The organism is Wolbachia endosymbiont of Aedes albopictus (genome assembly GCF_024804185.1).
GTDB lineage: Bacteria > Pseudomonadota > Alphaproteobacteria > Rickettsiales > Anaplasmataceae > Wolbachia > Wolbachia pipientis_B.
In genome coordinates this window covers 58,399-81,423 of the sequence record NZ_CP101657.1, presented here as the reverse complement: position 1 = coordinate 81,423, position 23,025 = coordinate 58,399, and the positions used below count along the sequence as shown (strand labels likewise).

16 protein-coding genes and 3 pseudogenes are annotated in these 23,025 nt (G+C 34.7%); 13 read left to right on the top strand and 6 right to left on the bottom strand.

The features are described from left to right. Positions 1–3: 3 nt before the first annotated feature. Entirely contained in the window at positions 4–525 is a 522-nt protein-coding gene (locus NHG98_RS00365) for a cytochrome b (protein WP_096617735.1), read from the bottom strand. Positions 526–1,019: 494 nt separating this feature from the next. Here NHG98_RS00365 and NHG98_RS00360 point away from each other — a divergent pair, with 494 nt between their 5' ends. The 7 genes and pseudogenes from NHG98_RS00360 to NHG98_RS00330 all read left to right on the top strand — a co-directional run bounded on the left by NHG98_RS00360 (position 1,020) and on the right by NHG98_RS00330 (position 9,225). Further along, positions 1,020–1,451: a hypothetical protein gene (locus tag NHG98_RS00360; protein ID WP_259245420.1), complete on the top strand. Its 432-nt coding sequence runs from the start codon at positions 1,020–1,022 to the stop codon at positions 1,449–1,451. Positions 1,452–1,778: 327 nt separating this feature from the next. Continuing rightward, positions 1,779–2,111 (top strand): hypothetical protein, encoded by a 333-nt coding sequence (locus NHG98_RS00355; RefSeq protein WP_096617737.1) that lies wholly within the window; start codon positions 1,779–1,781, stop codon positions 2,109–2,111. Between the two features lie 9 nt (positions 2,112–2,120). Then, positions 2,121–4,085 carry a hypothetical protein gene (locus tag NHG98_RS00350; RefSeq protein ID WP_096617739.1) on the top strand — a complete coding sequence of 655 codons (1,965 nt, stop codon included), beginning with the start codon at positions 2,121–2,123 and terminating at the stop codon, positions 4,083–4,085. Continuing rightward, positions 4,082–6,475, top strand: coding sequence for a hypothetical protein (locus NHG98_RS00345; RefSeq protein ID WP_096617741.1), 2,394 nt, complete (start codon positions 4,082–4,084; stop codon positions 6,473–6,475). The genes NHG98_RS00350 and NHG98_RS00345 overlap by 4 nt, the downstream gene beginning before the upstream one ends. Before the next feature lie 640 nt (positions 6,476–7,115). Then, positions 7,116–7,431: pseudogene (locus NHG98_RS00340) on the top strand (IS4 family transposase); the annotation flags it as partial. Between the two features lie 173 nt (positions 7,432–7,604). Continuing rightward, a complete protein-coding gene (locus tag NHG98_RS00335) occupies positions 7,605–8,708 on the top strand; it encodes a hypothetical protein (RefSeq protein WP_096617745.1) in 1,104 nt (367 codons plus the stop codon). Further along, positions 8,605–9,225 (top strand): hypothetical protein, encoded by a 621-nt coding sequence (locus NHG98_RS00330; protein ID WP_096617747.1) that lies wholly within the window; start codon positions 8,605–8,607, stop codon positions 9,223–9,225. Before NHG98_RS00335 ends, NHG98_RS00330 begins: the two co-directional genes overlap by 104 nt. 248 nt (positions 9,226–9,473) lie before the next feature. Here NHG98_RS00330 and NHG98_RS00325 read toward each other — a convergent pair whose 3' ends face one another. From NHG98_RS00325 to NHG98_RS00315, 3 genes are all read right to left on the bottom strand, one after another. Further along, positions 9,474–12,911 carry a cytoplasmic incompatibility factor CifB gene (locus tag NHG98_RS00325; protein ID WP_310437604.1) on the bottom strand — a complete coding sequence of 1,146 codons (3,438 nt, stop codon included), beginning with the start codon at positions 12,909–12,911 and terminating at the stop codon, positions 9,474–9,476. Between the two features lie 54 nt (positions 12,912–12,965). Continuing rightward, entirely contained in the window at positions 12,966–14,396 is a 1,431-nt protein-coding gene (locus NHG98_RS00320) for a cytoplasmic incompatibility factor CifA (RefSeq protein WP_096617583.1), read from the bottom strand. A gap of 100 nt (positions 14,397–14,496) precedes the next feature. Further along, on the bottom strand, positions 14,497–15,453 hold the full coding sequence (locus tag NHG98_RS00315; protein ID WP_259245419.1) for an Rpn family recombination-promoting nuclease/putative transposase: 957 nt from the start codon (positions 15,451–15,453) through the stop codon (positions 14,497–14,499). A gap of 462 nt (positions 15,454–15,915) precedes the next feature. On the opposite strand from NHG98_RS00315, the pseudogene rnhA reads away from it, so the two are divergent. The 5 genes and pseudogenes from rnhA to wmk (NHG98_RS00290) form a co-directional block, all read left to right on the top strand. Next, positions 15,916–16,308, top strand: a pseudogene (gene rnhA / locus NHG98_RS00310) (ribonuclease HI); the annotation flags it as partial. Between the two features lie 200 nt (positions 16,309–16,508). Next, complete coding sequence (gene wmk / locus NHG98_RS00305) at positions 16,509–17,468, top strand: WO male-killing family protein Wmk (RefSeq protein WP_096676806.1); 960 nt, start codon at positions 16,509–16,511, stop codon at positions 17,466–17,468. Between the two features lie 207 nt (positions 17,469–17,675). Further along, positions 17,676–18,353 carry a JAB domain-containing protein gene (locus NHG98_RS00300; RefSeq protein ID WP_096676808.1) on the top strand — a complete coding sequence of 226 codons (678 nt, stop codon included), beginning with the start codon at positions 17,676–17,678 and terminating at the stop codon, positions 18,351–18,353. Between the two features lie 337 nt (positions 18,354–18,690). Further along, a pseudogene (locus NHG98_RS06480) lies at positions 18,691–19,891 on the top strand (hypothetical protein). Between the two features lie 163 nt (positions 19,892–20,054). Continuing rightward, positions 20,055–21,002, top strand: coding sequence for a WO male-killing family protein Wmk (gene wmk, locus NHG98_RS00290; RefSeq protein ID WP_259245418.1), 948 nt, complete (start codon positions 20,055–20,057; stop codon positions 21,000–21,002). Between the two features lie 8 nt (positions 21,003–21,010). Here the strand turns inward: wmk (NHG98_RS00290) and NHG98_RS00285 are convergent, their stop codons facing one another. Then, positions 21,011–21,556 carry a BRCT domain-containing protein gene (locus NHG98_RS00285; RefSeq protein WP_096617658.1) on the bottom strand — a complete coding sequence of 182 codons (546 nt, stop codon included), beginning with the start codon at positions 21,554–21,556 and terminating at the stop codon, positions 21,011–21,013. An 87-nt stretch (positions 21,557–21,643) separates the two neighbouring features. Next, positions 21,644–21,820: a hypothetical protein gene (locus tag NHG98_RS00280; RefSeq protein ID WP_259245417.1), complete on the bottom strand. Its 177-nt coding sequence runs from the start codon at positions 21,818–21,820 to the stop codon at positions 21,644–21,646. A gap of 181 nt (positions 21,821–22,001) precedes the next feature. On the opposite strand from NHG98_RS00280, the gene NHG98_RS00275 reads away from it, so the two are divergent. After that, the gene (locus tag NHG98_RS00275; protein WP_096617660.1) at positions 22,002–23,024 is read left to right on the top strand and encodes an IS110 family RNA-guided transposase; all 1,023 of its coding nucleotides are present in this window, start codon (positions 22,002–22,004) and stop codon (positions 23,022–23,024) included. Position 23,025 lies beyond the last annotated feature (1 nt).

The following is a 23,025-nucleotide window of genomic DNA, read 5'->3' as shown; positions in this document are numbered from 1 at the left end:
AACCTATATCATACGTTTAAAAATGTTTTGCTTATCTATAAATGTGTGTTTCAAAGCGCCAAGTATATGCAAGATTATAAAGAGTACCATAAAACATGCAAGCATCGAATGTAGCTGATTAGCTATGTTAGCTAGATCTTTGTTTTGATTAATCAACAAAGGGATATGAAAAAAATACTTGATCTTTTTGCCAGAAGCAGAAGACATAACATAGCCAGATAGTGGCATTAGCACCATTAAAGAATATAAACCAAAGTGTACTGTTTTGCTTGCATTGATTACAAACCGAGGAAAATTTGCTGGAAGTCGTGGAGCATAAGTAAAGACGCGAAAAAATATGCGTACTATGATTAGTCCAAGAATAGTGATACCGCAAGCCTTATGAATAGTGTATATGTTGAACTTAATTTCATTGCTAAGTGGTAAGCTTTTCATATAAAGTCCAGAGCAAAGCATACCAATAATAAAAACAGCCATCAACCAATGGATAACTCTTAAGCCTAGGCTATATTTATCGTCTTCCATTTTGATTGCCCTAAAGTAGCATTTATATAATAGAAAAACTATTTTTCAATCAAAATTATTAAAGCAATTTAGATTTACCGACAATGTAGCTATACAAATTCGACCCAGCCGAGAGTCAAGGGCACCTAAGCCATAGAAACGGATTAAATGCAAAACTTACTTGACAAGCCTCGCCAGCCCCCTTATCATGACATTGAAGGTATTCAGTTATCTTCATCTGTGCAGATTAAACAGCAAGAGACCCGTGCTTGAATGTTAAACAAAATACCATAGAGTTTAAGAGAACAATTCCTAGGAAATTCCTACATCCAAAAAAAGGCAAATCGTGTTAATGTTGTTTAGATGTAAAAGATAAGCTAAATCTTTACAAAGAAAACATTTCAAGCAGCAAGGCGCCGTTAATTGAAAGAGAGCATCAAGCTTATGGACTAAACCGGTTTGCTATTTCAACTACTACAACTAAATCAATAAATCTTATAGGAGGAATAAGCACTATGAAAACGCCAAAGCTATTGAAAGGTATTGCTAAAAAATTTAAAAATAGGAAGGGTTTAAAAGAAACTGAGATACAAAAGCCAAGTGTTTCTAGCAGCACAACAAGAGAAGAAGGCAAAAAACTTTCAGAAGAAGTTCTTAATAAAGAAGTAACCATAAAGCAGCAGGTTGTAACAGGCAAAAGTGAAGAGGAAGTGCATGAAGTATGTGATGTAGAGCATAAATCTGTAATTGATACTGATATTAAATTATATAATATAAATAGTGAAGATCTTCAATCTATAAGTGAAAGCAGCAAAGAAGCGCAAATAGAAACTACTGTAGAGTCAAACAGCCCCTCTTCTGCTGCATGTTTTGATAGTGAAGGAAATTCTGTAGACGAAAAATCATCAAATCAACCAATTGTAGCTGGTGTTGTTGGTGCGGCATAGCAGTATTGTAGCTTATATATTGAAAATGTACGCCATAGCGGTAGTTGGCGGGATAGTTGGATCAGTTTGTATGAGTTATGCATTGTATAATACTCTAAAGCCTGGCACAAAGCTAGAAAAAGTGGAAGACACAGAACAATCTGCTCATCCTCCTTTGAAGACGATATAAACAAGATAATTTCTTCTATACGGAACCACAATGGTGAATGCCTTCAACAAATGGTCAGGTTTTAACTTAAAATTAATTAAAAATTTATGCAAAAAAAAGTGTTGACTTGTAATTTAATGATAGTTAAGGTATGCTTAATTTATCACTAGAGAGGTAATATGCCAGATTTTTTTGATAAGCCATTTGAAGAACAAGTAGAGAGTATAATTAGAACAGGAGATCTAAAACTACTACAAGCGTTCATCGGTATTCGCAATCCAATTGGACTTTTACAATACTACTCGAATTTTATAACTACTAAAATTAATATCATGAATACAAGACTTCATGGTGAGTACAAAGTACAAGAAAGGTGTTTAAAGCAGTATAAAGATAATATGATAAGAGAGGATGAAGAGCAAAGTAGAGCATTATGCATTAGTGATAATACAAATTCAAATTTACATTCTAAGTTAGTTTCAGATATCAGTAAAGATGTAAGAAAGGAATGATTAACGAATATGTTACTTCCTATAACTAATAAAGGGGATAAAAGTTATGATTCTATTTGTAATACTGATTATATGTGCTCATCAAATTCAGATCAGGATCTTATTAGTTATATACGTAATACTGAAATAAGTAGCCTATGCTCTATGGATACAAAGCAAATAGTTGAAATGTATGGCACATTTGTTCATAAATCAAAAAACCTTGTGAAAAGGATTATAGAGAGAAATTCTTTTGGAAGTTTGGAGCAAAAAAAGGAAATTAGTGAAGAATTAAGCGTTCTTAGAGGAAGAATTACAGAGCAAGAAAGTGAAATTATTAAATATAAGAACTCTCTAAGAAAAATAAAAGATCGTTCTTTTTTAAGAGAGTGGTACACTGAATTAGTGAATACAGTAAAGAAAGATGCCAAAGAAAAAGAGGGTCACATATTACATAAATACTTTCCTAAGGATATAAGAAGAGAGGATGTGTTTATCGAAAAGCTAAAAAATCAATTTGCTCTGGAAGTTGTATCACGTCTTTTAAAAGAAATTGTTAGTGATAGATGCAGTGAAGAGCAATTTGATCATCTACAAGATATAATAATGGATCAATTAGTAGACAACAGTAAGTTAGATTACCAGTCTCTTGTAGAGGGAGTAAATACAAGATTAAGGGAAGAAATCAACAAGTGTGACAGTAAGTTTAGAGAAATACCTGAACTAATAATTAATGAAGTGAGACCAGATAAGGTTATGAAAGTAGAGCAAAGTGTTCTAGATGATATACTTTTAGAAGCAGTTATCCAAGGAAAACAAGATAGTGCGTTATTATTAATATGCAATGGTGCTAATATTAATTTAGAAAAAGAAAGAAAAGATAAGACAAAAGTGAAAGTAAGGGAAAAACTGGATGAAGAGATCTTAAAGAAATCAGGCTTTTTAGTGATTAGGAAGTTATATAGCGATATGCTATCAATGAAAGCAAGCTTACGACTAGATCTAGATATTCAAATATTTAATAAATTTGTTGTAGAAGGATCTTCACAGTATGTTCAAATGTTTAATGAGTTTGTTGTGGAAGGATCTTTACAGTCAGTAGAAAACTTTAAAGAGTTTAAAGTAGAAGACATATTTACTCTTGCGGAAATTAGTGACGCCTTACCTGACAATACTGTAACCAAAAAAGCTGCAGATTCCTTAGTAAAATACAATAAAGATGAGTTGATTATCAAAGAGCAAGTCATGCAAAAACAAAAAGTTCTATATGAATTACAAAAGAAGTTCAACTCTAAGAAAGAAGAATACACAAAACCTTCATGGAAATGGGCTGCACTAGTTCCTATGGTTGTTATACCATGGTATAGTTTAGCATATGCTGCTTTGTATGTTGGTGCCTGTTTAGCTTATACTGCAGTTGATGTAGGTAGACCATGGAATGCAAGACGAAATGCTCAGAATGAGTTAGAGATAGCACAAGAAGACTTAGGCAGAGCAACAGAGATGTTTGAAGTTTTTTTAGAATATTTACAATGCTCAGTAGTAGCAGGAAGTGATATATTTAACGAAAGATGTAAGGAGGTAGAGGCAGAAATAGCAAATATAAAAAAGAGCAAGGAAAAGTGGGTTAATTTATCAAGTGTTTTGTCAGTGTTTGAAAACGCACAGAAGGTTAGTAGTGAGAGTGCATCTTGTTTCAATACAAAATCTATTAAATTTAATGAACTTGCTGAAAATATCATATGTAATAGAATGAGATATATGGATGAACTTAGTCAGCCAGATCAACCGTGTACAAGTACTAGTCAAGTTATAGTGATTGAGGATAAAGATAATAAGGAAGCAGAACAAGAGAAGGAGAAAGGAAAGAAGGTAGAAGAAAATGAAACTTTAGTGGATATTATTACAAGATTTCAAAGAGGAGAGTTACCTGCAAGTGCGTTACAGAACATGAATATTGAATCTTTAGTTGCGGGACCTTCTCATAAAAAATGACAATAGAAGAATTCATCAAGTTTTTAGAGCGTAAAAAGCTAAAAGATGCTCTATACAAAAAACTTAAGTGGCAAAGTAGTTATGTTCCAAATAGTTACGTAGAAGTAGGTAAGTTGTTTAATGAGTTTGGCAAGCAAAAGATAGCATTCTGCCTGAGCGGTAATGTGCTCTATTATGCAAATACAAGAAAGATTATTTCTTGGAAAGTAGGGGCATTAACTTTTTCTTTTTGGTTAGGGTCATTAATTTTATGTGCTCAACTTAATGGAAAGAAAAGATTATTAGCTCTATCGGGTTGGGCAGTATTGTCTGCCATTTCTTGGTATGCCGGGTATTCTTGGTGGCCAGGTTTACTTGACTTATGTTTTGCAAATAGAACTAAAGAATATGTTAAAATGTATAGTGAGAAGGTTATGTTGAGTCATCCAAGGAATGAAGGGTATTCAGGTTATGTTGAGTCAATAAGAGGGTTAGTAAGCGCTTCGGAGTTTGCAATGCATGTAACATATTTGCATAGCATTGACAGCAAAGCATTCAAAAAGTATAAAGAGCACCTTCTTATGACAACACTTGTAAACCATAAAGAGATAAGAAAAAGATTTTTGGAATATGTAGAGGCATTACGTAGTGAGGAGATAGCTAATGATGAATTTGAAGTGCATGTCTCTCGCCTTAGAGAATATACTAGCATAAAGATCGATAAAGAAGAACAGTACAGGTATAATATTCTATTTGATGAAACGAAGAAGTTTTTTTGGGAAGTTGTTCCCTCTTGTTATAAAAATAGGGCAATATCTGAAAACAAAAGCGTTGAAAATCTGTACAGAATATTAAGTGGAATAGATTACGAAAAGGCCACTTTAGGAGAAGTTTTAAAATCACTTGGTTTATTAGAGCTGGTAGGTGATTATAATATTGAATTAGTGTATGTGCTAAAAAAAATGCTATTTCAATATCACCCAGACAGAAATAAGCACGAAAAAGCCAAAGAGATTTTTACATTAATTAATGAAAATGTTAACAATCCGATATTTATAATACTTGATGATTTCGAAAAATATACAAATTGTTCCTACACTTCGTGTCAACTGGGTGAATTTCTAACTTGGCGAGTAGGGAAAATAAAAGAGATAAGGGAGGAGGAAGAGAAGAATTTACACCACAGCTTAGAAAACAGAGGAAAAAAAGCGCTAGCAATTTATAATCATCTTCTCTCTAAGGTTGGGCCAGAGGGTGCCAATTTTGGATATAGCGTTTTTGATGAAAGGTTTTTCAAGTACGAAAGGTCACCAGGTACATTTAAGATGGAAAATTATAGAAGCGAAAAAGCAGGTATTTTGAATGAAAAAGATAAAATATTAGTTGAATATAGGGAATTAGCAAGAGAATACATTGTATTGAGACAAAAGAAACTTTTGCATAGAGAGAAAAAGAAGCAGCTGGAAGACATAGAAGAAAACTACAGGAGAATAAAAGAAGAGGAAATAGAGGATCTAGGTAATGAGATAGAAAATGATGAGAAAAGAATTAAAGAAAGAGAAAAGTGTCTAGAAGAAAAAAAGGAAAGAATGAAATCGTTAGTAGAGTATTTTGTACCATTGTATGACCCAATGGTAGAAAGGTATGAGGAAGAAATTAGTTATTTAAAGGATGTATGTGCAGGCAAAGTAGATTTTGCAGAGAAATGGAAAGTGCGTTATGAGTGGGATCAAGATCATATAGATAGGTGCAAAAGGAAAATAAAGCAAGAGAAGCTCAACACTTTTGTAGATGAAAGAAGACTGAGGCTATATCAAGAAAGGTTGTTAGAATTAAAAGAAGAGAAAGAAGTAATGGAAACTTTGCTAGCTTACCTATCCAAAGAAACGGCAAAGCCCATGAGCTATAAAGAGTTAACAAAGCACTACTGTATTAAAATAAAGGACAAATTAGAGTCAAAGGTAATTGAATTAGGAACTAAATTGTGTCTTATCTTGGACTATAACACTGATAATCAAAAAGGTTTGGCAAGTGAGTATATGAGTGCATGCTATGAGTATGAACACTTAAAAAGCGAGTGTAAGTCAGCTAAGCAACAAGAAGATATTGAAAATTTAAATGTACAATGTGAAGATTTAAAGAATATGCTCAAAACTGAAAAAGAAAAATATGAGGAGTCACAAAAAAACAAAAAGAAGGTAGACAAAAAGGAATTATTGGTATTAGTAAAAGGAAGAAAGAAAGTGGAAGTAAAGGCTCAAGAAGCAAAGATAAGAACTGAAGAAGCAGAAACAAAAAATGAAGCTTATAAAAACTTACTGTTACAAATAAAAAGTGGAGATCTGCCTCTAAGTGAGTTACAGAACATGGATATTGAATCTTTAGTTGCAGGACCTTCTTGGAGGAAATAAGAGTTTTGGAGTTTCTATCGTGTGAAAGGTTTGAATTTGTAAATATTATTTTATATAGCCTTTCTACCATAGAGGGTATTAAAAAATTACTTTTTATAAAAATACAAGTTTATTAGCGTTGCAAAAAAATTAAATATTTACTTTCTTCAAAAACACGAAAATAGTACCTACCTTTGTGAGAGCAATTTAAATAAAAGCGGCGTTGTGAAAATAAAAGTGTGAAATTGTTGCAACAAAGCTAAGCAAATTAGTTCGTATATAAATGCGGTGAAAATAGGCTAATATGGCTAGTTCTAGCGTATAATAAAATCACCATATAAAAAAGTTCGTATGTATCACTTGGTTAACCAACTCATCCCAAAACAAAAAGTTCTCACGCTTGCTGGTTTTGGTTGTTGAAATGATCAAATTACTTGTGTTTTTAGTAATATTTAATACTAAATTAATATAGATTTATTTCCTTCTACTAAGGATATATGGTTAAGAGTGAGATAAATGGGAGCATGTATAGCCCTTTTAATAATACTCCGAACGGAGATGAAAACATCTTTATAGCTGTTGTAAGCAAGGAGGCCAGCATTGTATTATTATAATCTGTTCGGATTATTTTAAAAAGAGCTATACTATAAATGTTATGGACAGTGGTTATGAAAGTAATACTAAATTCATAATAAAATTAGAGTTAGTTTTCGACTACTTAAATGTCAAGTATTGGGTCAGCTTAAGCTAATAGGTGGAATAAGAAGGATATAGAAACCATTCAAGCAACCTAATGATTTTGTAATACCTAAGTTAGGTTACTTTGTACCAAAAACAAATTGATAAAGCTGGAGCCTATTTTGTTAGCCGTTGATACCAATATATATGATATAGAAACAAATCAAAAATTAGAATGTTTAGCGGATAAATTATTTCCAGAAGATGTGGTGCTGTTAAGAGAAGAAACAAAAGCTAAAGAGAATTATAGGGTTTTTCATAATAATGATATAGGAAAATAGAATTAACAGCATGACGAAAAGATCTAAAAAAATTCCTATTTTCACAATAAAAATATTTATTTTTTTTGAATACTTTATATTGATTTTTCATAAAAGTTAATATACTATTAATTAGTAATAATGGTACAGAAATGCATAATAACATAAGCAGTGAAGAGGTGGGCAAGTTAGACAGGTTAGCTTACCAACAAGGATGGGAATTTGGAAAGCTATTTCATAAACTTAGTCCCGACCATCAGAATGAATATATAGAGCATGTTAAAGAAAAGCAAAGCTTGACAGCTATGTACAGTGTACTAAGTATGGTAAAGCGTGAAAGAGCGTTTTCAATCTTTAAGGAGTTACTCGAAAATAAGGAGGAGTTTGCTTTCAATACACTCGGTTATGCTGCGCGCAAACCTGCTTTATTTAAAGATCTATTTGATAAATTAGATCAACGCGAAGATAAATATATAGAGCATGCTAAAGAAAAGCCTGAAGGCTTGACAGCTATGTACAGTGTACTAAGTGTGGTAAAGCGTGAAAGAGCGTTTTCAATCTTTAAGGAGTTACTCGAAAAGGAGGAGGGGTTTGCTTTCGATGTACTCAATCGTGCTACGCAACGAGCTACTTTATTTAAAGATCTATTTGATAAATTAGATCAACGCGAAGATGAATATATAGAGCATGTTAAAGAAAATCTTAAAGACTTTGCTATGTACAATATACTAAATGTGATAAAGCGTGAAAGAGCATGTTCAATCTTTGAGGAGTTACTCGAAAAGGAGGAGGGGTTTGCTTTCGATGTACTCAATCGTGCTACGCAACGAGCTACTTTATTTAAAGATCTATTTGATAAATTAGATCAACGCGAAGATGAATATATAGAGCATGTTAAAGAAAATCTTAAAGACTTTGCTATGTACAATATACTAAATGTGATAAAGCGTGAAAGAGCATGTTCAATCTTTGAGGAGTTACTCGAAAAGGATAAGGAGTTTGCTTTCAATATACTCGATTGTGCTGTGCAACGAGTTAATTTATTTAAAGATCTATTTGATAAATTAGATCAACGCAAAGATGAATATATAGAGCGTGTTAAAGAAAATCTTAAATACTCTGTTATGTGTGGTATACTAGATATGATAAAGTGTGAAAGAGCATGTTCAATCTTTAAGGAGTTACCTCAGAAAGGAGAAGAAGTTTGCTTTCAATATACTCGATTGTGCTGCGCGCCGAGCTGCTTTTTTATTTAAAACTCTATTTGATAAATTATGTGAAGATGAATATAAAGATTATGGGGTACATTTAAAAGGAAAAAGTACGCCAGATGCTCAGAATACCCTAAAAAGACTCTACTCAAACAATAAAGAGAGTTCAAACAATCTAAGCACTGAAGACTCCAATAAAGATAGTTTATCGCCAGTACAAAAAAGAAAAAGAGCTGAAGCGAGTCAATTATATAGCCAAAATATAGTACCGAAAGAAACAGAATCTTTAACTAGACTGGAAAATGGAGAACAGCCATCAACTAGTCTACAATCCTCAACTATGGATGCGTTGCCAGAGTTAAATTTCTCTCTTGTATCTCCTTCATCAGAGGAAATGACAGTTAGTAGTAGTTTAAAGTCGAATGAGAATATACCAGATAATCTCGAATGCGAATTACCTTTTCAATTAGAGCAAAATTTTCAAATAAATGAAGAACAGCCATCAACTAATCTGCAACTCTCAAGATTTGATAGATCAGGTGATTTGAAGAGATACATATAGATCAATCAGCAAAGTTCCAGACCACAATAGCTAGGTTCTATGGACAAAAGTGAGGAGAAAGTGGTAGTTTAATCTCATAAGGCTAGCTATGGATTAACTGACCTTACCCAACTCGACACATATACTTTTTGAAACATTGCTGCAAGTAGAAAAAAACAGGTTACCCACCTTAACTTCTGTAAATTTGTTTACAATCTCTACTTGACGCATAAGGTTTTTGTTACACTCCTTTCATCTACCGATTACCTCTACCTACCGCCTTTACCTTTGCTAAGGTCAGAAACACGACTAGCTTCAGGGCTTTCTAAGCTTGACTGTGGCAGGTCACCAAAATTACTGGAATCACTAACACTAAGTGATATAGGTACTTCTACTGGTCCACACCCTCCTCCCACTCTGTGATATCCTAATTCTAGATAAGTACATAGTAATGGATCAATTTGTTCTCTATTTTGAATGTATGCTTGCAATTGCACATCTTGAAATCCCGGATCATTCCTGAATAATTGTGAAATGCCCACTCTTATGTTCTGAAAGTAATTTCTATCTCTGTTTGGGTGGCCTCTTCCAAGAAAATCACGCATAATATTTACAACATTCTGAACTTGTTCTCCAGGATTTTCATTTAGGACTCTATTAATATCTGTAGCATTTTCTAATGCCCATAAACCACAATTCCAACCATCTGTTTGCTGACGAACAGAAACATTATTAATCCTGATATTATTTCCTAAGTTATTTTGAATGATATCGGTAATACCACCTGGAACAGCAGTAGCAGTTGAATCAGCATAGTACCCAACATAGTTCCCATTTTGACGTTCAATCACTAGTGTAACCCAATGAGTATTATTTAAAGTAATGATTAAAGTTAAACGCTGTTGTTCTTCATTTTCCCTAAATTGATTTAATACTCTAACAATGTGTTCGTTACCGTCATTCCTTGCCAAATTAGCTACTTCAAAAGTGTGATTACCTTCAGTACGAAGCTGATATCGCAATCTTCCAGCGTGAGCTATATCAATTTGTTGAAGCCAGTAATCATAATGTTCATTTCTCGTCGCAAATTCTAGTGTAAGTAGATCATTTACTTCTATCCCTTGATTTCCAAGAATATCTCTTATTTGTCTTCTTATCTCTTGTGCTGTAGGAATGGAATTATCACCTCCCCTTATTCTTGACTTTAATGTTTCTATTACCTGTGCTCTAGTACCTTGCAAGTAACTAAATGGAACGTGCAGATTATCATCTATATCAAGCAAAAAAATCGAGTTCTGTCCTGGTTTTCTTTCCGTGTAAAAGCGCCTGAAATTTTCACGAGTCTGATCTGATAATAGACCCTCTGGTGGATTTTCATCAATAACACTTTCAGGTCCCACTAATCCTCTAGTACTGCGGTCAAGCCTATGTATATATAGTTCTTGTGGAATAGATATGAGATCTTCTACTCTCTGTGCACCTGCATTAAATACAGCAGAAGATAAAACCACCTCATTTCCAGGAGTAATAGGCAAATATCCCCTTTGCTTGTTCATAAGTTCTTTTATTCGATCTTTTGCGTTATTCTCCTTTTGTGCTACTTCTTCTGCATTATCAGCAAATCCTAATACATATACAATCGGATGAGTATCTGCTGTAGGTTGTCTTAATAATAAAAGGTCTAATCTCTGTTCTGTAATTCTTGTGAGTATTACCCTTTCTCCTTCTTCTTCCTGACCCCTTTTCAAACTATATGTTTGACCAACTTTATAAATAGCAAACACTTTATCAGGATCGTCACTAGCATAAAATACACCATGTAACATAGACCTAAACTTGTCATTGCTATCTACATCTATTATTGCATCACCGTTCATATTCTCTGGCATTAATACTCTAGAAATAGCCATCAGTAATACTCTATGCTGATCTCTATTTTGCCAGCCATTATTCATAACTTGATTCAAAGCATTATGTACATTTTCAGCATTAGGCACTTGTATAAGATCACCAGCAAGAAAATTATTTGCATTTTGGTAATCGTGATATAAACCAAGGTCATTTGGTTGATCAATATCTAGCTCAAATTGGTCATTAAGTATGCATGAAACTTCCCATACATGAACATTATTTCCATTAATATTAAGATTTTCTAAATTGATTGCTCCTTGTTGTTGCACATTGTAAGCTCTAACGTCAAGTATGACTATAGGCAAACCTTGAACATGAAAGACCATAGTTAAACATCTTCTTAAATCTGGATCATCATATCTGAATATGTGTTTTGTTGCCTGCAACCTACTTCTTTTTCCATTCCTTTGTATTGGTATATACCCATTATCAAAAGCACTACTCCCAAAAGCAAAACCAGTTATACAATCAAATATTCTATTATAATTCTCTGCATTCCTTGGTATTTCACCAGGAAGATGTTGAAGTAAGAAATCTCTAATATTCTCTCCAACCTCTTCATCTTCTATATACTCAAACAATCTTTGTACTAAAGGAAATCTATTCTCTAAAAACTCTACTGTATCAACACTAAAAGGATCTATATTTAGATTAAAATTTAATCCAATACAAACAGCATTTCTTGATTCAGTATGAATAGATATAAATGAAGAAGCATGTAATCTTTTAGCATCACCTCTAGCGCGGTTTAATGCAATATCAGACGATGTCCTCCATCTAGTAACATTAATAACGATAGGAATGTTTTCTCTCTCTGCCTGATGACGTACAAGAAAAGCAACATATGAATTTCCAGGAGACAAGTCAAGGTCAATATCTATTGTGTAGAGATGACTAAAATTTGCTAACAAACCTAAGAAAAATCCGTGACTCTCAAACTTTTGATTGCGATTTTGAATGTCATTTTGTAGGCTGCCTAGGTAATTACGATAGATTCGAGTTATGTATGGCAAAATTCCTTCATTTATTCCACGTTCTACATTTATTCTTTGGTTACTTGCTAGCACTTCCATAAAATTGAAAATCCCTTGCTGACCTGGTGCAACTTGCACAAAATTGACCAAATGACCAAGCTGTACTCTCTGATCTTGATTGAGTCGTATACTTCCTATTTCCTTAACTGTCAACACACTGCGTGGCGCAGGCGCATTAATTCCCCTAAGCCTATTGCGTTCTATATGCCTCAGAAGGCTAATCTCAGACGCTGAATATTTAGCAAATCTATCTCTACCTTGAGAATCTTTTTCACGAATCACCTCGAATACTGTTGCAATCGCCTCTCCCTGACTCTTACCCTTTCCATGCATGCATACTTTGTATTGCTCAAAATTTAGGTCTTCTTCCCTTAAATTTGGATTTTGCCGTATAATTTCTTGTACTAGAGAATCTCTCTCCCTTGTACTGAACCTCAACCCATCACTATTAGGACGATCAGAAATGCTGTAACACCTGACAACTTGCTGTCCGTCACGATAAACAGCAACTTTTAGGTTTCCTGTATTTCTATTTCTACCACCTGTATCAATACCATGATTATCAAAACGAAAATAGACTTTCTCATCTGTATTCAAAATGCCTGCATCATGAGCAGTAGCAAACATACTAAAAAAGAATACAGGAAGAAAACGACCTGCATTCACATAATGCAAGAAAGATGGACATTGATCTAAAAAGGATTCAAACTCTTGTCTAAAACCATCAAGATCTCCATCCACTAAACTTCTTACTAAAGACACAAAGCACCTCTCTATTTGCTAAGACCAGAAAAACCACTTACATTAATGAGTAGACTAGATTCTTCTTTTCTTATGAGACCCAAAAATACCACTCACACTAGGAGCTTCAAACTCAGACTGTGGGCCATCATCAAGTGGCAAAGATACCTTAGATTGAGACCGCAAATTATTCCAAGGACCATCACCTACAGAAGGTAAAGTTACCTTCTCTAACTGAAGAAATAACTCTTCTGCAAACTTGCCGTAATCTACACCTTTCTTCTTTCCTTCCCTACCACATATTCTAAGGTTTTCTATCATGACTTCTTTAAAAAGGTCAAACTTTTCAGGAAAGCAACTTTTAGCAAATGATATTATATCTAATATTTCTTCTTTCTCTATTTCCCTATCGGGCTTACAAACATCTTCTCGTTTCCAATTAATGATTAATCCCCCAAGTACACTCTTTATAGGAACTGTATAATTAGAAGTATTAACAGAGGTCTCTCTGTATTCAGTAAAGCGTTCACATTTCCAAATCTCCATAATAAGGGATCTAGCTTGAACACTTAACTCAGGATTTTTCAACATCACATTTGAAAGTGAATAAAGAAAAAGTTCATAGTCTCGCTGTGAGAATATCTTGTCCGAACAGTCTCCTCCTGCTGAAACGCCTTTATAACACCAGCACTGTACCAAATCATGAACCGTATCAAAAAAACATGACTCTATTAATTCAGCAAGAAGGGAATATACTCCCTTATCTTTCCGCAGCAATTTCTGTAAAAGAGTATCTTTATCGACTATCTTATTTATACAAAAATCTAAAATAGGAGCATCTTTCTCAACAGATTGAGGACGAGAAAGAGCAATAATAGCTTCTGTAAGTTTCTTTTCCTTATCTTCTTCTTTTAAATGATTATAAAAATACTCTACCCCTTCGCTCCATTCAAGTTTTACAGCACTGTCAAAACCTTCTGACGCGTTACTTGGTTGCTTTAATCCCCCAGATTCTCTATCGATCCAGAAACTTAATACAGGATCTTCCCTTTTCATACCGTTCAACAGTGAGTTTCTTATGTATATGTCAGTTACAGGGTTACCATAACCATCAACTGCATTCGAGGAAAAACTACCTTTGTAAGATTCAAACTGCTCTTGAAAGAGATGGTGAATTTTATCTACTACGCAATACCTACAAGCTATATCATATTCTGAAAGTGGATTATCTATTTCACCTATTTTTTCTTCAGTAAACCTTTGACCTAAAGCAGCATTATTTAATCTTATACCTGACCAGCAGTCTTCATCTTGGAACACTTCATGCAAAAACCTCAGCTTATCATCTTTAAAGTATTTTATGTGCTCCATAAAGTTATCTTGAAGGACTCCCACCCATCTCTTGATAGCTGACTTTCTCCCGGCAGCAACTGTTGGATCTGGATGTTTAACAGCTTCCTGTAATTTTTTGGACATCGTAGCCCGAAGCTCTTTCTGTGTTGGCATTAACCCCTCCTATTAAGTATTTATATAAAAAAGGCATTGTACAGATATTAGAATGGATTGCAATATCTAGAATAAAGGGTTTAATAAAAAAACGTTATGGCTAAAACTTCTTTTCTTGAATTTTCTCAATATAATCAACAGAAAGACCAGTAGTTTGAGTTATAATGTCAATAGAAACTCCTGCTTTAAGTAGATTCCTTGCGACCTCAATTTTCTCTGCTTCTCTGCCTTTTTCATGACCGATTTGGATGCCTTCCTCCTTGCCTTCCGCTCTGCCTTTTTCATGACCGATTTGGATGCCTTCTTGTCTACCTTTTTGAGTAGCATCATCAAGTTTTTGAGCGAGGATGCCTTCTTCTTTGCGCAGATCCATTATCCTTTCTTCGTACGCTATCAGATCTTTCTCATTCCAGCGAAACTTGTCTAATTCATCGTATGCTAGCTTTATTATTGGCGATTTTTCTGCTATATCCCTTAGGTCTTCATCTGTAGTATCTTCTGCGTACTTGAAAAAAAAGCACCAGCGCTCTATTGTACTCTCTAGCCGCTCTACTTTATTTTTTGCGAATTTAGGCAACTCAATAAAGACAAACTGAAAGTCTTTTAAGTAATGTCCGTTGGTTTTTATATCTCGTATATTATGAGTGGAAATATACTCAACCTCCTCAGGAAATAGTGTATTATCGGAAATAGCAATAAAGAATACTGTTTTTAAATCGATGTACTCGCCACCTTTTCCAACCTGCCTTAAATAAGCTTTAGCAGCATATAGCTGAGCACGTTTCTCAAAGCCTCTATCACGAGCGAGCTGCATTTCAATCACGTATCTGAGTCCACTAGAATCCCTGCAAAGGACGTCAACGATGCTTTGTTTATCAGAGGCGACTTCAGGATCCATATAGGCGCTAAGAAACTCAACTTCTTGTATAATATCTATCCCGGTAAATCCTAAGATATCATTGAGGAAGTGAATAAGAATGTTCTTATTTTTTTCGGTACCAAAGACTTTTTTGAAGGTTAAGTCTAATTTTGGATTGAGAAACTTCGAGAGAGCCATAGCAAGAGTACCTAAAAAGCATTAATAATTATACACAATTCTGAAGAAATATTCAACCTTTTTATGCTGAAGTCTATTAAAGTGGTAAATTTAGCTAAATTTCAAGAGTTGGCAAAAAACTACCTTCATAGATGACCCTAGAATGCTACTACGCATCTCAGACGTCCTTTATAGATCTTTTTATAACCCCCTCATAAAGCGCCTAAAAACCCCAGCAAATGAATTTATGGATTCAGTAGCTATTAAAGAGCTTTAAAAACACTTATTTTTGGTGTGAGAGGTTAACCTCCTAATAAAAATACGAGCCCAAAAGCTCAATTACGATTTACCTAACATCGCGAGGACAGGTTCATTAACCTCTCACACCTTCATAATAAAAAATCCGAAACTCAATATCAACATATTTCAGTAGCAAATTTATGTTAAATCCATATCCTGTGAGTATGGGCGAAAAAAAGAAGGTATACGGATGGAGCTTGTTCTCTGGTCCAGGAGGCTGGGCTGCTGTAGTTATGTATGAAAATAAAAGTGTCTTTATCAAGAAACGTATCTCTGGAGGTGAAGAAAACACAACGAACAACAAGATGGAGTTAAAGGCTGTGATTAACGGTCTAAAGGTGTTGAAAGTTTCTTGCGAAGTTATTTTACATACTTATAGCCTCTATATCAAACAAGGTATAACAGAATGGATCAACAAATGGAAGATAAATGGTTGGAGGACGGCGAATAAAAGCCCAGTAAAAAACATAGAATTATGGAAAGAGCTAGATGAAGTTGCTTTACAGCATGACGTTAATTGGAAGTGGGTTAGAGCTCACAATGGCAAACGAGGAGGCGGATAGACTGGCTAGAAAAGAAACTAAAAAGCTGAAATATAGGAATCATGAGATCCAGAAACCACTAAAAAAGAGAAGAAACTCCAAGTTACGTAGATTAAAGACCGTAGCAACATAAGTTACCTGTGCCATTTTAGCTTGTCACAGCATAGGCATTGAATATACTAGTTTTCAACAGGCATCTGAGAGTTAGTTTGTTTTGAAATCGTGTGAAAAAGAGTGACAGCTAGTAACATTAATAGTAGCCGTATAAAGCATACTAACGCTACAAGATATAAAATAGCACAAAAGGTAAGAAGCTGGAGGTTAAAAAGAAAATATACCATAAAAGATTTAGCGGACAAAACAGGTATAAACTATCATACGCTGCGAAGATATGAACTAGGGGTATGTAGCATTCCAGATGAGGAATTACAAATTATAGCAGACGCATTATCAGTTAGCTTGAGTGATCTGCTTCCTAGACAAAAAGTACTCAAAGAAAATCGTTGTTGTGATAAGACTCAATGGATGTCCAATTTCATAGAAAAGACAAGGGGACGCAAAGCAATTTACGCATTAACCAAATCTATTCGGGCTGAGGAAGAAAGTGCTATAAAAGCAGCAAGAATAAGAATGGCGAAGAATATGCTAAAGGCAGGATTTGCTAATGATATAATCTACCGAGCAACAGGCTTATCAGTTGATGAATATGAAAATAAAGAAGAAAAAAGTTCTAAGCGTTTCAACAAAAGGGATGGAATGAAAAAGTGGAGAATAATACAAGGGTATACGCAAGAGGAATTAGCAAAAGAGCTTGGTGTAGGAGGTCCACAGATACATTACTATGAACAAGGGAGCACCATGTTCGGTGAAAGGTTATGGGAAATAGCAAGAAAACTATCAGTGAATGCTGAAGATCTGGCGCTTAAATCAACGAAAGAAAACTGCTGTGAAGACGAAGATACAGATAATGAAGGAGAAAAAGAGCTATTAAGCTGGGCAAGAGAGTTAAAAAAAATTAACAATCAAGAATCACAAGATGAACTGGATGTATGGGTAGAATTTTTATCCCAAAGAAGGCAAATTTACAAAGAAAAGATTGATAAAGCAGAGGGGATCAAAGTAGCAAATAATCTACTTATACTAGGTGTTTCTGTTGATGCTATTTCTTCAATAACTGGCTTGCCTGCAGAGTAGCCTTAAACGATACTTATTTTTTTAAACACGCGCTTAAGGGAATAAACATCTATTAATATCTTTTGTATTTTCATAAAAAAAATAAACAAAAAAAATCGAAAAAATTGACTTGACTTCCGCCAAAATGGATGGCTTTATGCCAATACTGCTAAAAAAAATAGCAGTAAACATTTAAAAACAATTTATTATTAATGAATGGTATATTTTATGAATAACAAGAATAATAGTGAAAAACTTATAGAAAAAATTGAGAGAGTACTACAAAGCGGAGGAGGAAGTGCTCTATTTGATCGTGAAATAGTGGCAGTACTTCTAGGGGCAGTTCATGACAGGGCCCAAGCTCAAGATGTTACTAAAAATCTAATGGACAATTGCCCAGGCATAGGAGAAATTTTAGGGCGAGAAATCGATGACCTGAAAATGATAGACGGAATGACCGAACATGCAGCCGCAGCAATTGAATGTGTTAAAGAAGCTTACAAGAGGGCACTAAGAGAAGGGTTAAAGAGAGGCCCTGTAATGGATAGCCAAGAAAAGCTCATAGAATATGTAAGGGTAAGTATAGGCTTTTCAGCAAAAGAAGCTGTCCAGATAATATATTTGGATACACAGTACCGTTTGATAAGAGACGAAGTGTATTTTGGTACAATAGATGAGGTGCACCTATCTGAAAGGAAAGTGGTAAAAAAGGCATTATCAATGGAGGCAGCATCAATAATATTAGCTCACAACCATCCAGGAGGGAGTTTAGAACCATCAGAAGATGATAAAGTTATGACTAGAGAATTAGTGTCAGCATGTCAAGGAGTGGGAATTGAGCTAGAGGATCACATTATTGTGACAGACAAAGGATATTGCAGCTTTAAGGAAAGAGAGCTGTTATAAACCAAATTTTTCAGGTTTGGGAAATTTACTGCTAGTGGAAGCAATACGAAATATGAATATAAGTGCTTTAAGGAAAGCATATTTCTATAGCTGAGATTTGGAAAAAGACATCACAAAAGTTGTAAAACATACAAGATCTTTGTATAACTTGTGTATTAAGTTATAATAAACGAATAAAAGCCCAAAAAGCTTTATTCTTTTGTTACAAATAGTTGCAAATTATACAAGATCTTTCTATAATTTGTATATTAAGTTAATAGTAAAGCAATAAATTGCTCTATAGACTTAGATAATATGCTTAATATAGGAGGCTTATATGGCTAGTAAAAAAATTACAATGGTTCGAAAAGACCCAAATAAAAAGAATCGTAAGTTCAATATTAACCGCAAGTTATTGGGCAAAATATTTAGTGCTCTTGAGGGCATTGATATACAACCGTCTAACTTTGTGAGCAAAATTAATAACCAAAATCCTGGAGGTACAATGCCTTCCCCTAGTAGAGATGGTCGCGAAAACCAAATAAACTTCGAAGAAGGACTTGATCGTATTTACGGCACAAAACCAGCAAGTAATCAAGAAGATTATCCAGAGGGGTTAAATCCATTTGTTTCAGGACTGCAAAAAATAAAGCTAAGTGCAAGGGAAAGTAAAGGATTGAGCCGGTTAAAAAGTGCAATTGTAACAGCAAAAAATCCAAGTGAGCTGAACAAAGTTGTAGATGAGGCAATAGCTGCTGGAATGAGGATGAATGGGTGTGATGAGGGAGGCCGGAGCTTTGCTGAGTCTGGGTATGCATTTTCACAAGTTCAAAAAAGGTGATCAGAAAAAGATAATGAGTAAATTAATACTAAGAGGAGCAGAGTTTCATGACAATCTGTTGCAGAATAAACTGTTAGGTGAAATTTATAAAGAACTGCAACCGGAAATGCAGCCACAGATAGATAAGCGACTTGAAGAACTAAGGAAAGTCGGTGAAAGTGCTGTTAAAAGAGGAGCCGTAATAGACGTGGAAATGGACAACAAAACATTTTTTATGGAATTCTCTGAGGATAGTAAAATAGAGGTTGCCAAGGTACTAGAAGGCACAAGAGATTTAGGTCTAGACAAAGGGTTAGGAAGTAACATTATAAAAATGGGCGATAGTGAAATTGAAGTCAGAACTGAGAAAGGAGGTGAGAGAAACTACATTGATGTATCAGAGAGTAGCTCAGTCGTGTTAGAATTTCCTACAAGTGTTGGCAAGCTAAATATTATATTGTACCATGATGTAAAAAACTGCTATCAAGTACAGGTAAGAGTGGGAAACCAAGAAATGTGGGCTGAACTACAAAAAAGAGGCGAAGTAGTAGGAAAAGGTTGCCTTTTTGGGGGAATGACAGTCAAAGAAGCGGTAGAAAAAGGAAGTTTCCCTAGGGATGGCAAGTGGAGTAAAGAGAAGGTTACAGAAGAAATAAAGGCGGTTAGTGGCTCAAGTGAAACACTATCGTGGGTGGATAGGACATGTGGAGGTAGCCAAGAAGCCTTTAGGAAACGTTAAACAAAGGGCTTCCTTCTCAAATTGGACTGCGTAAAAGCTTTATATAAATCGCAGTCCAAGCCGAGCTCTTCCAATAAACATAAGCTAAATTTAATCTTTTGACAAAGTAGCAAAAAGCCTATTAACAGGGTATAAATGTTTATTTCCGTAAAACCGTTGCGGCATGGCAAATATCTCTATAAGATACAAAATAGCGCAAAAAATAAGAAGCTGGAGGTTAAAAAGAAAATATACCATAAAAGACTTAGCAGACAAAACAGGTATAAACTATCATACGCTGCGAAGATATGAACTAGGGGTATGTAGCATTCCAGATGAGGAATTACAAATTATAGCAGACGCATTATCAGTTAGCTTGAGTGATCTGCTTCCTAGACAAAAAGTACTCAAAGAAAATCGTTGTTGTGATAAGACTCAATGGATGTCCAATTTCATAGCAAAAACAAGGGGACGCAAAGCAATTTACGCATTAACCAAATCTATTCGGGCTGAGGAAGAAAGTGCTATAAAAGCAGCAAGAATAAGAATGGCGAAGAATATGCTAAAGGCAGGATTTGCTAACGATATAATCTACCGAGCAACAGGTTTATCAGATGACGCATATGAAAATAAAGAAGAAAAAAGTTCTAGGCGTTCCAACAAAAGGGATGGAATGAAAAAGTGGAGAATAATACAAGGGTATACGCAAGAGGAATTAGCAAAAGAGCTTGGTGTAGGAGGTCCACAGATACATTACTATGAACAAGGGAGCACCATGTTCGGTGAGAGGTTATGGGAAATAGCAAGAAAGTTATCAGTGAATGCTGAAGATCTGGCACTTAAATCAACAGGAGAAAACTGTTGTGAAGACGAAGATACAGATAGTGAAGGAGAAAAAGAGCTATTAAGTTGGGCGAGAGAGTTAAAAAAAATTAACAATCAAGAATCACAAGATGAACTGGATGTATGGGTAGAATTTTTATCCCAAAGAAGGCAAATTTACAAAGAAAAGATTGATAAAGTAGAGGGAATCAAAGTAGCAAATAATCTACTTATGTTAGGAGTTTCTATCGATGCCATTTCCCAAGTAACCGGCTTATCCACTGAAGAACTTGAAAGTTCAGATAAATAAAGTTGAGATTACGGTTTTTCTTCCAGAATTAATTTGTAAAATTCCTCCTCGGTTAAAATTTTAACACCCAGTTCCACAGCTTTTTTGTGCTTTGATCCAGGTTTTTCGCCGACAACCAAGAAGGCTGTTTTACTTGACACACTTGAGCTTATTATGGCACCTAAAGATTCTACTTTTACTTGCGCTTCATTTCTTTCTGTTTTTGAAAGTTTTCCAGTAAAAACTACTGTTTTGCCATTAAAAATGGAATTACTAGTATTAGCAGCTACAGGAAGAATAGTTAACTGCACGGCGAGATTTTCTACCATTTCAACATTATTCTCATCAGAAAAAAATTCCTCCAAGGAAGCTGTAATCTCCTTGGCTACACCTATTATGCTCATTAATTGACAGCTACCATAAGACAATTGAGCAATAGCTTCGTACCAACTCTCATAAGATTTATAACGGTCGGCTATTAATTTTGCTGTATGCGGTCCGACGTGCAGAATCCCTAGAGCAGTTATAAATTTGTTGAGGGTTATGGTTCTTCTGCTATTTATTGAATCCAACAAATTAGATATCGACTGTTTACCCCACCCCTTTAGTTGACTTAAGTCGAAATTTTCAAGTTTTTCTTCGAGAGTAAAAATGTCAGGGATTTATTCTATCAAGCCAAGATCGTAAAAGAATTCTACTTGTTTATTGCCAAAACCTTTAATGTCAAAAACTTCCACAAAATGTTTTAACTTTCCTATTTGTTGTGCTGGGCAAAAGTTTTCTCCAGAACATCTAGCTTGTATCTTGTAAAAAGCATTTAATGTTTTAAGCTTAAGCATTAGATGGAGAAGGGAAAAACTTTGGTATTTGGCTTAGATATAAAATCTGTGCTGCAGATAAGAGTTCCCTTCTCAAAAGTATAGGCTGGACGGTATCGTAGAAAAACCTAAATGGTTCTAATTCTGTATTCACAAGGTAAGCCTTACTTTTCATTTTAAATGGTAACGTATGGGGTTATATATGATCAACAACTTTTTAGGAATAGACATATCAAAAGATCGCTTTGATGTTTTTCTTTCATTCATAAGCAAAAAAGGAAAACGTGAAACTAGGAAAAGGAATTTTAAAAACGAGGATTCTGGGTTTCAAGGTTTGCAGGACTTTCTACAAAAACATAATGTAGAAGAAGTAAAAGCCTGTATGGAAGCTACTGGTTGTTATGGCGAAGCTTTGGCTGAATTTCTTCACAATGCTGGATATTTTGTTAGTGTTGTAAATCCTTATTGCATAAAATCTTATGCAAGGAGTAAGCTTGTACGACAAAAGAATGATCAGACCGACGCAGAAATTATTGCTGATTATTGCCAAAGACAGGAACCAACTCGTTGGACACCACCTTCTCCTGAGTTAAAAAAGTTAAAACATCTTTATCGTTGCTCGGCTGCGTTAAAAGATGAATTGACATTGGTAAATAACCACTTAGAAAAAAAAGAGAGACTGCCTAAAGAAGTTGCAAATGCTTGGGAAGACCTTGCAATGAACATAGAACAAAGAATAGAAACAATAAAAAACTCCATACGTGAATTATTAAAGCAACACAAAGAGTTGTTGGAAAATTTTCAACTTCTACTGACTATTTCAGGTATAGGAGAAAAATCAGCAATAGCTATTTTAGCTGAGGTTCCTGACATAAAAGCTTTTAGAGATGCCAGGCAATTAGCAGCATATGCAGGAGTTATACCGAGAAATATAACATCAGGTTCCTCTGTATATGCCAAGCCCAGATTAAGTAAGGCTGGTTCACGAACATTACGTAAGGCACTTTTCTTTCCTGCTATAGCAGCTAAGAATCATAATCCTATTATTATGACTTTTTGCGAAAGGTTGAAAGAGAAAGGTAAGCATAATATGGCTGTTGTGGGAGCGGCAATGCGTAAGTTACTCCATATTGTTTTTGGTGTTTTAAGTTCAAAGAAGGCTTTTGATCCAGATCATATAAAAAACTATAGGGCTAAGAGGTTGGCTGAAGGTTTAGTGCTTTAAA